The 14,358-nt window shown below is 35.1% G+C and carries 14 protein-coding genes; 9 read left to right on the forward strand and 5 right to left on the reverse strand.

The genetic code is table 11. The features are described from left to right. The first annotated feature begins 70 nt into the window (after window positions 1–70). Both mnmE and bluB read left to right on the forward strand, forming a co-directional pair. Window positions 71–1,435, forward strand: a complete 1,365-nt coding sequence (mnmE, locus tag XM47_RS05830) for a tRNA uridine-5-carboxymethylaminomethyl(34) synthesis GTPase MnmE (RefSeq protein WP_048690687.1) — start codon at window positions 71–73, stop codon at window positions 1,433–1,435. A 6-nt stretch (window positions 1,436–1,441) separates the two neighbouring features. Then, complete coding sequence (gene bluB, locus XM47_RS05835) at window positions 1,442–2,092, forward strand: 5,6-dimethylbenzimidazole synthase (RefSeq protein ID WP_048690688.1); 651 nt, start codon at window positions 1,442–1,444, stop codon at window positions 2,090–2,092. A 58-nt stretch (window positions 2,093–2,150) separates the two neighbouring features. On the opposite strand, the gene XM47_RS05840 is transcribed toward bluB, so the two are convergent. The 3 genes from XM47_RS05840 to XM47_RS05850 form a co-directional block, all read right to left on the reverse strand. Then, the gene (locus XM47_RS05840; RefSeq protein WP_048690689.1) at window positions 2,151–2,690 is read right to left on the reverse strand and encodes a hypothetical protein; all 540 of its coding nucleotides are present in this window, start codon (window positions 2,688–2,690) and stop codon (window positions 2,151–2,153) included. 12 nt (window positions 2,691–2,702) lie between these two features. Further along, window positions 2,703–3,908, reverse strand: a complete 1,206-nt coding sequence (locus XM47_RS05845; RefSeq protein ID WP_048690690.1) for a S1 family peptidase — start codon at window positions 3,906–3,908, stop codon at window positions 2,703–2,705. A gap of 70 nt (window positions 3,909–3,978) precedes the next feature. Beyond that, complete coding sequence (locus XM47_RS05850; RefSeq protein WP_048690692.1) at window positions 3,979–5,319, reverse strand: MATE family efflux transporter; 1,341 nt, start codon at window positions 5,317–5,319, stop codon at window positions 3,979–3,981. A 181-nt stretch (window positions 5,320–5,500) separates the two neighbouring features. Between XM47_RS05850 and XM47_RS05855 the strand changes: the two genes are divergently transcribed. The 4 genes from XM47_RS05855 to XM47_RS05870 all read left to right on the forward strand — a co-directional run bounded on the left by XM47_RS05855 (window position 5,501) and on the right by XM47_RS05870 (window position 8,779). Continuing rightward, window positions 5,501–6,058: an RNA polymerase sigma factor gene (locus XM47_RS05855; protein ID WP_048690693.1), complete on the forward strand. Its 558-nt coding sequence runs from the start codon at window positions 5,501–5,503 to the stop codon at window positions 6,056–6,058. Between the two features lie 25 nt (window positions 6,059–6,083). Next, a complete protein-coding gene (locus XM47_RS05860) occupies window positions 6,084–6,731 on the forward strand; it encodes an anti-sigma factor family protein (RefSeq protein ID WP_048690694.1) in 648 nt (215 codons plus the stop codon). Between the two features lie 60 nt (window positions 6,732–6,791). Further along, entirely contained in the window at window positions 6,792–7,268 is a 477-nt protein-coding gene (locus XM47_RS05865) for a hypothetical protein (RefSeq protein WP_048690695.1), read from the forward strand. A 200-nt stretch (window positions 7,269–7,468) separates the two neighbouring features. Beyond that, the gene (locus XM47_RS05870) at window positions 7,469–8,779 is read left to right on the forward strand and encodes a CDC27 family protein (RefSeq protein WP_048690696.1); all 1,311 of its coding nucleotides are present in this window, start codon (window positions 7,469–7,471) and stop codon (window positions 8,777–8,779) included. 12 nt (window positions 8,780–8,791) lie between these two features. Here XM47_RS05870 and XM47_RS05875 read toward each other — a convergent pair whose 3' ends face one another. Further along, window positions 8,792–9,205 carry a hypothetical protein gene (locus XM47_RS05875; protein WP_048690697.1) on the reverse strand — a complete coding sequence of 138 codons (414 nt, stop codon included), beginning with the start codon at window positions 9,203–9,205 and terminating at the stop codon, window positions 8,792–8,794. Further along, window positions 9,206–10,285: a ferrochelatase gene (gene hemH, locus XM47_RS05880; RefSeq protein ID WP_048690941.1), complete on the reverse strand. Its 1,080-nt coding sequence runs from the start codon at window positions 10,283–10,285 to the stop codon at window positions 9,206–9,208. 718 nt (window positions 10,286–11,003) lie between these two features. Between hemH and mnmG the strand changes: the two genes are divergently transcribed. The 3 genes from mnmG to XM47_RS05895 are packed head-to-tail and all read left to right on the forward strand — an operon-like array spanning window position 11,004 to window position 14,344. Then, entirely contained in the window at window positions 11,004–12,896 is a 1,893-nt protein-coding gene (mnmG, locus tag XM47_RS05885) for a tRNA uridine-5-carboxymethylaminomethyl(34) synthesis enzyme MnmG (protein ID WP_048690699.1), read from the forward strand. After that, entirely contained in the window at window positions 12,896–13,540 is a 645-nt protein-coding gene (gene rsmG / locus XM47_RS05890; RefSeq protein ID WP_048690701.1) for a 16S rRNA (guanine(527)-N(7))-methyltransferase RsmG, read from the forward strand. The genes mnmG and rsmG overlap by 1 nt, the downstream gene beginning before the upstream one ends. Before the next feature lie 15 nt (window positions 13,541–13,555). Further along, window positions 13,556–14,344, forward strand: coding sequence for a ParA family protein (locus XM47_RS05895; RefSeq protein ID WP_048690703.1), 789 nt, complete (start codon window positions 13,556–13,558; stop codon window positions 14,342–14,344). The last annotated feature ends 14 nt before the right edge of the window (window positions 14,345–14,358 follow it).

Consider the following 14,358-nt stretch of genomic DNA (forward strand, 5'->3'; position numbering starts at 1 on the left):
GTCGCCTTTTTTGTTTCTGTTATTCGCCTTCTGTTATAATTAACCTCATTTATTCGCTTTAGGTTTTTCTATGTTAAATCAAGACACAATTGCAGCAATCGCGACCGCACCAGGTCGAGGTGGTGTTGGTATAATTCGAGTTTCAGGCTCACTCGCAACCCAGGTTGCAGAACAGGTTTTGAAAAAACAATTATCTCCCCGAAAAGCAGAATATTTAAAATTTTACGATCAAAACGATCAAGTGATAGATCAAGGGATCGCATTATTTTTTAAAGGACCTAACTCTTTTACTGGCGAAGATATTTTAGAATTACAAGGCCATGGTGGTCCTGTTATTTTAGATATTTTATTGCAGCAAGTATTACTAAAAGACAATGTGCGCATGGCAAATCCTGGTGAATTTTCTGAGCGAGCGTTTCTTAATGACAAGCTAGATTTAGCGCAAGCAGAAGCAATTGCTGATTTAATCGAATCTTCATCAGAACAAGCGGCTCGTTGTGCATTACAAACACTACAAGGTGAATTCTCTAAACAAGTACATGCACTAACCGAAGCGATTATCCATCTAAGAATATATGTAGAAGCAGCAATTGACTTCCCTGAAGAAGAAGTCGATTTTTTATCTGATGGTAAAATTTTAGGCGGGTTGCAACAGATTTTATTAGACACAAATAGTGTTCTAAGCAAAGCACAACAAGGCGCATTAATAAAAGACGGTATGCGAGTCGTGATAGCGGGAAAACCCAATGCTGGTAAATCTAGCTTACTAAATGCTTTATCTGGCAAAGAGACAGCAATAGTAACCAATATTGCAGGCACAACCCGAGATGTCTTAAGTGAACACATACATATTGATGGTATGCCACTTCATATTATTGACACTGCAGGCTTAAGAGATAGTCCTGATGAAGTTGAACAAATAGGTATAGAAAGAGCTTGGAAAGAAATTGAGCAAGCCGACAGAATATTACTAATGGTGGATAGCACAGAGAACACCCATCCAATAAAACAAGACTGGCCTGAGTTTTTTGAAAAATTAGGTGAAAATAAAGTTGGAATTACAGTTATCCGCAATAAAGCGGATCAAAGTGGAGAAAAAGTTTGTTTCGATGAGAGCCATGCTTACCCGACTATCCATTTATCCGCTAAATCAGGCGATGGAATTAGCATTCTTACAGAACACCTAAAACAAATCATGGGTTACCAAACTTCAACTGAAGGTCAATTTTTAGCTCGTAGAAGACACATAGATGCGATAAATAGAGCATTAGAACACCTAAACAATGGTTTGTACCAACTGGAAGAAATGAGAGCCGGAGAGTTACTCGCAGAAGAACTCAGACTAGCGCAGAATTTCTTAAATGAAATTACAGGTGAGTTCAGCAGTGATGATTTGCTCGGCAGAATTTTTAGCAGTTTTTGTATCGGTAAATAAGCTAAAGTGCAAACCAAATCAAACAACAAATTTACCCCAGCTGAAACCAAAGCGGTTTATAAAGCAATTTATAACCGCCGAGATATGCGCCATTTCAAACCTAAATCGAGTGTTGAAACAGATTGCTTAAATCGCATATTAAGTGCTGCACATGCTGCACCAAGCGTAGGTTTTATGCAGCCTTGGCGCTTTATTCGTATAACCTCGACTGAAACTCGAAATAAGTTACAAAACATTGTCGAACAAGAAAGACAAAAAACAGCAGACGCACTCGACCAACGAAAAACTGAATTTTTGAAATACAAAATTGAAGGCATTCAAGACAGTGCAGAAGTTATAGTTGTGTGTTTAACCGAAAACAGAGACGAGTATATTTTTGGAAGACGCACTCTCCCCCAAATGGATTTAGCTTCCGCATCTTGTGCAATTCAAAATATGTGGTTAGCCGCTAGAGCTGAAAACTTAGGCATGGGTTGGGTCTCTATCTTCGAGCCTAAAGACTTAGCTGAATTACTCAATCTACCTGCTACAGCAGAAGCAATTGCTATTTTATGTTTAGGTCCAGTTGAAGCGTTTTACGAACAAGCTTTATTAGAACAAGAAGGTTGGGACAAACGTAAAGATTTGAGCGAACTTATTTCAGAAAATACGTGGTGAGCAAAAGACTATTATTCTCTTGCTTACCACAATTGTTTCTTACCTAGGTTAAGGTTATTTAAGATTTATCCGCCGCTTCGGCAAAGTAATAATCATACTCTTCAAGTAAAGTCTTAACTTTTTCATCTTTAGAAAAATCTGCTAAAAAGTTCTCAACAGTCGAACCTGCCCATACTTTAGCTTCTTTACTTAATCCATGTTCGATCGCATACAAAAATTGAGCATCAGTGAAATTATTTACATAAGAATATTCAGTAATTAAGTTGCCATGAACTCTTAATTTATACTTGATCACAACATCATTATTACTCACTACAGGCACTACACCTAAAGTACCCGCAGAAAGCATGATAGATGTAAATGAAGCTGCAGCACCGCCAGCTGTCGACATAGTTTCAAACGAGACCACTAGGCTAATTGGACAGCCGGGTAAATCTTTAGATAAATTATCAAAGGCTTTGTGCTCTTTTAAAACATCGAAACTCGCTTCATCATCCAAGTTACTAATATAACGAATTTCAGGGAAAGGCTTATCTGCTTCAGCATATGCCGGAATGGATAAACCTAAAAGGATAAGTAAATTAACAATCATCTTCATAATTAAATTCCTTTATTGGTAGCAAGCAATTTGTACTGCTGTCGATAATGCAGTTTGGCTTGATTTTCCAGCCTCAAACTCAGTCGCAGTTTGGTAGCCTACTTCATTTTTATCTAAAAATTTTCTTAGATATTTAACATCCAGTGCAAAGTTAACATTTTGCGGAATAATGCCCTTTTTAGCTAAATTAGTAATATTAAGCGTACTGGTCACGACACCAATTAATTCTGAATTATCCGAGACAATAGCGCCACCACTCGATCCTGGTTGGATAGGTGCACTAAATTGATAAAGGCCAAGCGAGCCAGTTAGTGCTTTTTTAGAAGTTAGATTACCAAAAGTCATATTTGGCGAAGACTCTAACAAACCTTTTAATGGATAACTAACAGTCGTAATTTTTTCGCCTAGTTCTAATTCGTCTGTATCTCTTAATTTAAGGTAATTATCGGTTTTAGCATTGGTTTTAAGCGTTGCTATATCAAGAAGATTACTCGAATGAGAGATAGTAGCTGGCTCTAAAAAGCCATCTTGTTTAACTTTAATGATAAAACAATCATCTACTACGTGATTCGCCGTAATAACTTCGCCTGATTGATTTAAGAAAAACCCTGTACCGCTACTAATAGGCTTTTCTATGTTAACTAAATGATTCAAGTCGAATTGATTCATACTTAAATTAGCTGGAAATTTTTCAGGCGACGGCAGGTTATTATTTAAAATCCTAACCGCTAAAAGCTGTAATCCCTGATATGCTGAGTTGTAATAAGCTGCATCTGAATTAGTAAAATTCATACCAGACTTACCTTCAACCTTGCCTTTCGTGATTTCCTTACCTGAGCCATCAAATATTTTATATTCAATGTCCATTAGTATATTGCCTGATTTAAAATCCCAATCTGGATCTAAATCTATAAATAAACCTGGTTTAATATCTGATTTTTTATCAAAGAAAACAACCTGCTTAAAGTATTGACCAAAGGCTGTGCTAACTGCATCTTTAATTGCACTGCCCGGTTTGTGCCAGCTGTTTGCAGCATTGACCCAAAACTCCATTTCAGATATTTGTTTAGGTAAGTAAATAGCAACCACAGTTTCATTTGGTACCGTAACTTGCTTATTTATTTTATAAACTTTACCTTTTGTTCTTGAAGTATTAGCGCAGCTAGCAACTAACAAGGTGATAAATAGTAAACAAAAGACTTGCTTAAATAGTTTCATTTTAACCCTTTTAATATTTTTATTTCCGTTGCGCAATATACCAAAATAAAACTATTTATTAATCTAAATTTTACACAACTAAAGACTTAGTTTTCCATCTGCCAGTCCGCCAGCGCCAAAGCATAGCCAGTCCTCTTGTCCACTCATCTATAGCTAACGCAAGCCACACACCAACTAAACCATAGTCTAAAACTATGCCAAATAAATAAGCACAAGGTACAGCAATACACCACATAGAGCACAAACCAACATAAAATGGATAATGGGCATCACCACTCGCACGCAAAGCATTAATCACAACCAAGTTAAACGTTCGTCCAGGTTCCATAAACAAAGTAATCATGAATAACTGACTAACCATAACTATAATTTCAGCATCTTGAGTAAATAATACAACTAAATCTGTACCAAATATAGCCGCAAATGCAGCCACTATACTCGTCACAATAAAGCCAATTTTTAACGAGCGATACATCTGAGACTCAGCCGCTTGATAGTCTTTAGCACCGACTAAGTGACCCACTATAATTTCATTAGCAATGCCAATAGATAAACCAAAGAGTAAAATAAACATACAAGTCTGAAAATATAACGACTGGGCTGCTAGCGCTTTATCTCCCATCAAGCCTACAAATGCAGTTACAACCATAAATTGCAGCATCCAAGACACATTTTCACCAGCAGCAGGTAAACCTATCTTAAAAACTTTTTGTAAATAATATTTTTGCGGCTTTACAATTGCAGACCAATACAAGTGAATGCCTGTGTATTTAACGAATAAAGCAGCCATTATAGCCATACCTATTACTCGCCCTACGGCAGTGCTAATTGCGACACCAGCAACACCCATTTGCGGAATACCAAACCAGCCATATAGTAAAAATAAGTTACCAACAAAGGTTATCAAATTCATCACTAAGGTAACCCACATAGCTTGCAAGGTGAAACCATGTGCCCTCATAGCGGCAGCTAAACACATAGCGACAGCTTCAGGTAATAAACAGAGCCCTATTATTTGCAGATACATTTTGCCATCCGCTAATAGCTCCGACGGTAGATTCATTAAAGTTAAAATAGTCCCCGCACCGGCAATAATGCCAAAAGCGGCAACAGCGCCTAAGCAAACATTAAAGCCAATTGAAGAATAAACAACAGATTGAGCAGCTTCTTTATTTTTTGCCCCTAAATATTGGGTAATAACAACACTCGCACCTATAGTGACAAAGCTAAATAAAGTAATAGCGAGATGGAAAACTTGATTACCTACAGCTAATGCAGCTACACCTTGATAAGACACATGACTAATCATAAAGGTATTAATAGCACCCGTTAAAAAATGCAATGCAAAATCAATGAATAAGGGCCAGGTTAATGAAAAAATGGATTGTTTTTGACTATGATTTGCTTTCATATGAAACCTATACTGGCTACAAAAAAATAAAAAGTTAAATTTATTAAATAAAATGCAACCTATTTAAAACAACTTTCGTCTTGGTAAACAGGAAAGCGAGATTGTACATTTAAAAGGCCCAAATAGGTCATAAATAAATGATAGTTACTATTAATAACAACAGGAATATTTTGATCTCTTTATGAACCAAGTATTGTCTTTTTTTAAACAAGCAAATAAAGAGCAAAGCTTTGAAGCTAAGTTAGCTCCATATATCGATTTGCTATTTAAAGTAGCCTATCAATACACAGGGACAAAATCAGACGCAGAAGACCTAACTCAAGATTTACTGATCTACCTTTATGAGAATCAACAAAAACTTCAAAAAGTAGAAAAGCTCAAGCCTTGGTTAATGCGTTGTCTCTATCACAAATTTATAGACAACTGCCGTCGAAACAAAAATCACAATCAAGTAACCGAGCTAGATGATACTTGTTTAGAAAACCTTGCAGCACACAAAAATGATTATGCTCAAACCATAATGAATCAGCAAATTGTAGTGGGTTTACAAACTCTATCACCGAACCAAAGAGCGGTTGTTAGTTTGCACGATATTCAAGGACATTCATTAACTGAATTAGCTGAAATATTAGATAAACCCCTCGGTACATTAAAGTCAGATTTACATAGAGCACGCGCTAAATTAAAAAATTTTTTAAAGCTGCAACCTTCAGATTTAGATTTACGTCAGTATTTATAGAAGCGATTAAAAGCTGGATAATCAAATGAACTGTGACCAAGTAGAACATTACATAAACGATTTTTGCGACAACTTACTAGCAGATAATCTGCAAAGCCAAGTTAGCGAACATATATCAAATTGCGATACATGTAGTAAAAAAATAGCTCAGCATCAAGACTATTTAAACTCAATGGTTAAGTTTAAATCGCCTGAACTAGAACCTGGTTTAGCCGCAAGAATGCTACATCAAGCAAAAAATCAGCCAGGTAAATCAAGTCAAAATGCGAGTTTTTATAAAGGTTTTATTGCAGCCTCAGTATTATTTCTCGCTATTTTTTCATCTTGGCAATTTGTAAATAAGCCGGAAACTATCACACCTGAGCTGGTAAAAACAGAGGTGTTCTCAACAGAAGTAACCTTAGTGATATATGTACCGGAAGATATGCCAAACGCTGATTTAAAAATAACCTTACCTAACAATGTACAACTAGCAGGATTAAGTACCTTATCCAGTTTTAGTTGGCCTGTAGATTTAAAACAAGGAGCAAACAATCTTTCTTTACCGATTGAAGTCGCAGCCGGAACTAATTTACATCAAGCTTTGAGCTTTATGGCAAATATTAATTACAACAATAAACAAAAGGATTTTGAACTTAAAGTGAATTTGGTCACACCTCATAACCAAACGTAAATAGAGTAAAAATAGCTTAATTTACTTTCACAAATATTAATTTTAAAAAGAGTATTAATTATGAAAACAAATATCTTAAAAATGACCTTAATTTCAGCTTTTGTTGCAAGCTTATCAACCCAAGTACAAGCCGTTGATCTAGATGATGTAACAATGGAAATAGCTAAAGAAGAAGTAAAACGTGGCCACAAGCTTGGACTTCCACTTCGCGATACCATCTTAGACTATATGCTAGAAAAAGGTGATATTACTCAAGCTGAAATTGATGCTCAAAAAGTTGAAAGAGAAGCTGAAAGAACAGAACTTAAAGCATTAAGAGATGCTGGTGATCCAGAAGCTTTAAAAGCAAAACGAGAAGAATTAAGAGCTAAAAAACGCGAAGATAGAGAAGCGATGAAAAGCTATGTTGATGAAAACGAAGATCTTAAAAACTCATTAGTCGAGATTAAAAAAGAAGCAAAAGACAAGTTAAAAGATCAAATCAAAGACAAAATAAGAGATAGAAAAAAACAAAATAGAGAAAAAATTCAAGATTAATCTATAGCCAACTGGCTCATAAAATTAATACTAGTCATAGTAAAATGACAAAGTTTGAGGTGTAAGCGTGGGTAGAATGGCTTGCTGTTTTATCCACGCTTTTTTAATCTCAAATTTATAACTCAGATAATTTCCTATAAACCTGAGTTAAACACCTCAAAAAAATAATAAATCCTCCATACAGAGGACAAGGCAAAATTATGAAATTACTGATTAAGTCTGTTGTTATCGCATTTTGTTTTATCGTCACTAGCTCAATAAAAGCAGAAACATCAGGGTATAAAGAAATACTCTCTCAAGCCCATCAAGCATTTAATACTAAAAATTATCAATCCGCCTATACCCTTTATGAACAATCAAACCAAATGAAGCCTTTAGAAAGTACCTTGTACAATATGGCGGTTTGCCAGTTTAAATTAAAAAATTGGCAACAAGCATTAGCGCTCTTTAATCAATTAACCGAAACGGACTTAATAAAATACAATATAGCTGTTAGCTATAAAAAATTAGGTAATATAGATTTAGCACTTGTTCATTTTGAAGATGTTTACTTAACTAGCGAACAAGAAAAATTAAGCCAACTGGCTTATCAACAAATTAAATTGCTCAAACCTGACAGAAAAACAGCTATGCCTAGTTCAAATTTGAGCTGGCAAGGCTCGCTAAACATAGGTTATGGAACAGATAATAATGTCCTGATTCCGACAGAAGAAACTTATACAGATGCCAGTGATAACTATATTGAAACGTTGGCAAATATTAGTTTAGTCTCCAATTCAAAAAATCTTTGGTTTATTGATTTAACTTATTTTAGCAGTCAGTATTCAGAAGCTGAGGATTACGACGTATCTTTGCTGAGCCTAACCGCTAAAAAATATTTCACTCTAGCGGCTCAAGATTCAGTTCGTTACCATGTTTCAGCTAGTTACGACCAATTAAAGTTATCCGGAAATCCTTATTTATCGAACCAAAAATTAGCTTTAGGTGCAGAATTTGAAATTTCAGATAAAAGCGATTTAGATATAGAACTACAATTAAAAAACATATCTGAAGACAATTCTGCTTATTATTATCTTGCCGGAAATTCACAAAAATTTATCGCTAATTACACTTACAAAGTGAACAATGGAAATTGGAAACTCGGTTTTAGATACGATATAGATAACAAAAATGATAGACAGGTATTGTCTGATGAAGGAAATACATTTACCAGTTACTCTGCTAGCCGCTCTAATGTTTTATTAGACAGGTATTGGCAAATCGAACAATGGCATATTTCGTTAGGAGTTGACTATAGAACCAGCCAATACAAAGATGCAAATACATATATTGATGGTACTAGTTTGAAACGTAATGATAATAGACTCAATTTTTCAGCAGATGTTGAGTATTTAATTACTCCAAATTTATCATTATTAGCAGAAATCAATAAAGTAAATAACAGCTCGAATATAAATAATTATGACTATGGTCAACAAACTATTTTAATAGGTGCCAGTTATAGTTTCTAAATATGCCTATCGCTAAATAATTGCTAAGCCATTTTGCGCTGCAATTGTATTGATGACAGTCAGTATTTTACGTTTTAAACAAGCTTCAAATTGACTGTCTGATTGTTTAGCTAAAGCTAAATCATTTTGAGTTAATCCAATAAACCCAGTGGTTAATAAATCACTTGGATTAAAATTAACCAAACTCATATTTTCATCATCAAACAACCAATTAGATTTATTTAGTTGTTGTGATTTTTCAGAAAAATCGACTTCGGTTACTAAATGTATATCAAAGCTTAAAACAAAGTCCTCACTGGCATACCAACCTTGCTTCAGAGCTTGAAAATTAAACCAAGCCTCTAGTAACTCAAGTGCCATATTTCTTTGACTATTATCTGCAAGCAATGCCTGCATATTTATTTTTATTGGAAAATCATTATCCATTTATTCTGTTGCACCATATGATTTTGCTTGCTCTAAAGTTAATGCTAAGTCTTGGGTTACTTGCCAACCTTGAATGTTAGATTTTATTATTTCAGCTAATGCATCAATATGTTCTGCATCACTATTTAATGCTGGAATATACTCAAATTTTTCCCCGCCAGCTTCTAAGAAGTAATCCCTATTCTCCTCACCTATTTCTTCTATTGTTTCTAAACAATCAGCACTAAAGCCTGGACAAACAACTTGAACAAATTTAATTCCCTGTTGGGCAAATGATTTTAAACTAGCATCTGTATATGGCTTAATCCATTCTTCTCGACCAAATCGACTTTGAAAAGCAGTGATATATTGATCTTTATTTAAACCCAGCTGTTCTGCAACCAATCTTGATGTTTTATAACATTCACAATGATAAGGGTCACCCTTATCTAAATATTTTTGCGGGACACCATGATATGAAAACACTAACTTCTCCGCTTGGCCATTAATTTGCCAATGCTGTTTTATTTTATTAGCTAATGCCTTTATATAGTTAAGATCATCATGGTAATGGCTAATAAACCTAAAATCAGGTAACCAGCGCCTTTGCTTAAAATCATCAGAGATAGCATCAAATGTAGAAGCACTTGTCGCAGCTGAGTATTGGGGATATAAAGGTAACACAACTAGTTTAGTCACGCCTTGTTGCTGCATGCTTTCAATCACATCAGAAATAGCTGGCTGCCCATAACGCATTGCAAATTCAACTAAGATTTGTTCACCAAATTCTTTAGTTAACTGCTTTTTTAAAGCTGCATGCTGGTTTTGAGTATGGACCATTAAGGGAGAACCTTGCTCGGTCCAAACACCTTGATAAGCTTTAGCTGAACGAGATGGTCTAATATTTAAAATAACGCCATTTAAAATAAACCACCAAAGCAATCTAGGCACTTCTACCACTCTGGGATCTGATAAAAATTGTTTTAAGTATTTTCTTAATCCTGACTTAGTAGGTGCTTCTGGAGTACCTAAATTTGTAATTAAAACTCCAATTTTAGCTTTTGAGTTGTGCTCAAAATTAGCTGTGCCTTGATACTTCATATACAAAAACTCTATAAAAATGTCAGCTTGAGTTGCCACCATTATCTCAATTAATTAGATAAAGTGAGCTTAAACCTGAGATTAAATCAATTTATAACTGCTTATTATGCCTAATTAATAGATATTTACATCGCAAATAGATCAAATAAAGCGAAGAAAATACATTTTCTTATTCTGGTTATTATTTGTACAATTTTAGCGTAAACTATCAATTGTTTGTTTATTGAACGAATTACGTAAAGCCAGTGTTTATCTAGCTGATCACTATTTGATCAAAGGTTGATCACTAGATCATCACAAGTTATCCACATTGTTTGTATATAAAAATCACCCTTGTTGATATCTTTGGGATAATGGCCGTATAAGTCCGCTTTTTTCATTGGATAGTTTTGGGGATTAAATTGAATGTGTATAACTAGGCTAGTTATAACCAAGTTGATCAAAGATTGATCAGTTATTGATCACTTCTTATTCTTTGTCCAATAATTTGAATTTATTAGTTTTTTTTGGCTTATACACAGAAATATCGATCACTAATAACAGTAATAATAAGATCTTTTATATATATATATAATTAATTACTAATTAAAAACTCAAAAAAAGAAGAAAACAAAAAAACGTTTTAATTTAAAATCACGTTATTTAATTTCCAATAAGAAGGATTAGGCTATAAAATAGCCGACCCTTTTTCTAGATACCAAAAATAGAGACAATTTTTATGCAGTCATTTGAACAAAGTTTTGATGTTATTGTCGTAGGTGGTGGTCATGCTGGTACAGAAGCAGCATTAGCAGCTGCTCGTATGGGTATGAATACGTTATTGTTAACTCATAATGTAGAAACCTTAGGTCAAATGTCATGTAATCCAGCCATAGGCGGTATAGGTAAAGGTCATCTAGTTAAAGAAATTGACGCTTTAGGTGGTGTAATGGCACATGCTGCAGATAAAGGCGGTATTCAATTTAGAACTTTAAATTCAAGCAAAGGACCAGCTGTTAGAGCTACTCGTGTTCAAGCAGATAGAGTTTTATATAAAGCAGCTGTTCGTTATGTTCTTGAAAACCAAGATAATTTAAAAATATTTCAGCAAGCTTGTGATGATTTAATCGTTGAAAATGACAAAGTTACAGGTGTTGTTACTCAAATGGGACTTAAGTTTTATGCTAAGTCTGTCGTATTAACAACAGGTACTTTCTTAGGTGGATTAATTCATATAGGTCTGGAAAATTACAGTGGCGGACGAGCTGGTGATCCACCATCTATCGCTTTAGCAAAACGTTTAAGAGAATTACCGTTTAGAGTTGATCGATTAAAAACGGGTACACCTCCTCGTATTGATGCTAGAACAATTGATTTTAGCAAAATGCAAGAACAACCAGGTGACAACCCTACTCCGTTATTCTCGTTTATGGGTAAACATTCAGATCAACCAAAACAAATTTCATGTTATATAACGCACACTAATACCAAAACACATGATGTTATTCGTGGTGGTTTAGATAGATCGCCTATGTATTCAGGTGTGATTGAAGGTATAGGTCCTAGATACTGCCCTTCTATCGAAGACAAAATCATGCGTTTTGCAGATAAAGATTCACACCAAATATTTATTGAACCAGAAGGTTTAACCACTCATGAAGTATATCCTAACGGGATCTCAACGAGTTTACCTTTTGATGTGCAAATGAATTTAGTCCATTCAATTGCTGGTTTGGAAAATGCTCATATTATTCGTCCTGGCTATGCCATTGAATACGATTATTTTGATCCAAGAGATTTAAAACAATCTCTAGAAACTAAATTTATCAAAGGTTTATTCTTTGCTGGACAAATTAACGGTACAACAGGTTATGAAGAAGCCGGTGCGCAAGGTTTATTAGCGGGTGCTAATGCGGCGTTATTTGCTCAAGAAAAAGAACCGCTAATTTTACGTAGAGATCATGCTTACCTAGGTGTACTAGTTGATGACTTAACGACACTCGGTACCAAAGAACCGTATCGCATGTTTACAAGCCGAGCGGAATATAGATTGTTGCTTAGAGAAGACAATGCAGACATACGCTTAACTGAACTAGGCCGTCAAATTGGTTTAGTTGATGATGCGCGTTGGGAATTTTTCTCAAACAAAATTGAGACAATCGAAAAAGAAAAACAAAGATTAAAAGAAACTTGGGTTCATACCAAGCATGTGGCCGTCGATAAAGTGAACGCGATTACCAAAATGCCTGTTACCAGAGAAGCCAGTCTAGAAGATTTAATTAGAAGACCTGAAATCACTTATCCGCAATTAATGGAAATAGAAGAGTTTGGTCCAGGTATTGAAGATAAAATAGCCGGTGAACAAGTTGAAATTCAAATTAAATACTCTGGTTATATTCAGCGTCAAAAAGAAGAAATCGAAAAGACCATACGTAATGAAAATACAGCATTACCGGATGAATTTGATTTTAGTAAAGTATCGGGTTTATCAAACGAAGTCATTGCTAAATTAAAAGAATTTAAACCAGAAACAATTGGCCAAGCGTCGCGTATATCTGGAATTACACCTGCTGCAATTTCGTTATTGTTAGTGAGTTTGAAAAAACAAGGATTATTGAGGAAACAAGCTTAATGTCTGCTTCATCAAATCAGTTACTAACCAAATTAGACACTTGCTTAGATAAATTAGATATTTCAGCAACAGAAAAACAAAAACAACAACTTGTTGGTTTAGTTGAAATGTTGGATAAATGGAATAAAGCTTACAACTTAACTTCAGTTCGTGATCCAATGGACATGATGGTTAGACATATTGCTGATTCAATAGCGTTAATGCCTCACTTGCCAAAGCAACAAAATTTTATTGATGTTGGTACAGGCCCTGGTTTACCTGGATTACCACTTGCGATTATGATGCCTGATAGTCAATTCACTTTACTTGATAGTTTAGGTAAGCGAATTAGATTCATTAAGCAAACTATTTTTGCATTAGGTATAACCAATGTCACACCAGTACAAAGTCGAGTTGAAGAATTTCAAGATCACCAAGGCTTTGATGGCGTGCTCAGTAGAGCTTTTGCTTCGTTAGAGGACATGCTGTCTTGGTGTCAGCATCTAGCGGTAAAACCAGAAGGTAAATTTTTTGCGATGAAAGGCGTTTATCCAAGCGCAGAAATTGATACACTGTCTGAAGAATTTTTATTGTCACAATCAACAGAAATTAAAGTCCCTTTCTTGAATGAAGAAAGGCACCTAATTGAATTTAAATTGGCATAACGGAGTAAAGCAATCATGGGCAAGATCATAGCAATTGCTAATCAAAAAGGTGGGGTTGGTAAAACAACGACAGCTGTCAATTTAGCTGCTTCAATGGCGGCAACAAAACGCAAAGTTTTATTGATTGATCTTGATCCGCAAGGCAACGCAACTATGGGTAGCGGTGTCGATAAATATGAAGTTCCTGCAACTGCATATGAATTACTCATTGAAGAACAGGCGCTAGATAAAGTTGCGGTTAAAGATACGAGTGGTAAATATGATCTTGTTGCGGCTAACTCAGATGTAACAGCCGCTGAAATAAAGTTGATGGAATGCTTTGCTCGCGAGCTTAGACTCAGAAATGCATTAGAAAAAGTTCGTGCAAATTATGATTATATAATTATTGATTGTCCGCCTTCACTGAATATGTTGACGGTTAATGCCATGGCAGCAGCTGACTCGGTACTTGTGCCAATGCAATGTGAATATTATGCATTGGAAGGTTTAACAGCCTTGATGGATACGATTAATAAATTAGCTTCAGTCGTTAATCCTAAATTATCAATTGAGGGGATCTTACGCACTATGTACGATCCAAGAAATCGATTAGCCAATGATGTATCAGAACAACTAAAGACTCACTTCGGTGATAAAGTTTATCGAACAGTTATTCCAAGAAATGTTCGATTAGCTGAAGCGCCAAGCTTTGGTACACCTGTGATGTACTATGACAAATCTTCAACTGGTGCAAAAGCTTATCTAGCTCTAGCTGGTGAAATGATACGTCGAAGTGAAAAACAAAAATCAAAACAAGTCGCATAATAAATATAATTTAG

Source organism: Catenovulum maritimum (assembly GCF_001050375.1).
Lineage (GTDB): Bacteria > Pseudomonadota > Gammaproteobacteria > Enterobacterales > Alteromonadaceae > Catenovulum > Catenovulum maritimum.

Bases quoted from the DNA above. Each gene is read 5' to 3' on its own strand.
- rsmG (WP_048690701.1), top strand. From the start codon at position 12,896: ATGTCTGCTTCATCAAATCAGTTACTAACCAAATTAGACACTTGCTTA.
- XM47_RS05895 (WP_048690703.1), top strand. From the start codon at position 13,556: ATGGGCAAGATCATAGCAATTGCTAATCAAAAAGGTGGGGTTGGTAAA.
- XM47_RS05875 (WP_048690697.1), bottom strand. From the start codon at position 9,205: ATGGATAATGATTTTCCAATAAAAATAAATATGCAGGCATTGCTTGCA.
- XM47_RS05840 (WP_048690689.1), bottom strand. From the start codon at position 2,690: ATGAAGATGATTGTTAATTTACTTATCCTTTTAGGTTTATCCATTCCG.
- XM47_RS05865 (WP_048690695.1), top strand. From the start codon at position 6,792: ATGAAAACAAATATCTTAAAAATGACCTTAATTTCAGCTTTTGTTGCA.
- XM47_RS05870 (WP_048690696.1), top strand. From the start codon at position 7,469: ATGAAATTACTGATTAAGTCTGTTGTTATCGCATTTTGTTTTATCGTC.
- XM47_RS05850 (WP_048690692.1), bottom strand. From the start codon at position 5,319: ATGAAAGCAAATCATAGTCAAAAACAATCCATTTTTTCATTAACCTGG.
- mnmG (WP_048690699.1), top strand. From the start codon at position 11,004: ATGCAGTCATTTGAACAAAGTTTTGATGTTATTGTCGTAGGTGGTGGT.
- hemH (WP_048690941.1), bottom strand. From the start codon at position 10,285: ATGAAGTATCAAGGCACAGCTAATTTTGAGCACAACTCAAAAGCTAAA.
- XM47_RS05845 (WP_048690690.1), bottom strand. From the start codon at position 3,908: ATGAAACTATTTAAGCAAGTCTTTTGTTTACTATTTATCACCTTGTTA.
- mnmE (WP_048690687.1), top strand. From the start codon at position 71: ATGTTAAATCAAGACACAATTGCAGCAATCGCGACCGCACCAGGTCGA.
- XM47_RS05860 (WP_048690694.1), top strand. From the start codon at position 6,084: ATGAACTGTGACCAAGTAGAACATTACATAAACGATTTTTGCGACAAC.
- XM47_RS05855 (WP_048690693.1), top strand. From the start codon at position 5,501: ATGAACCAAGTATTGTCTTTTTTTAAACAAGCAAATAAAGAGCAAAGC.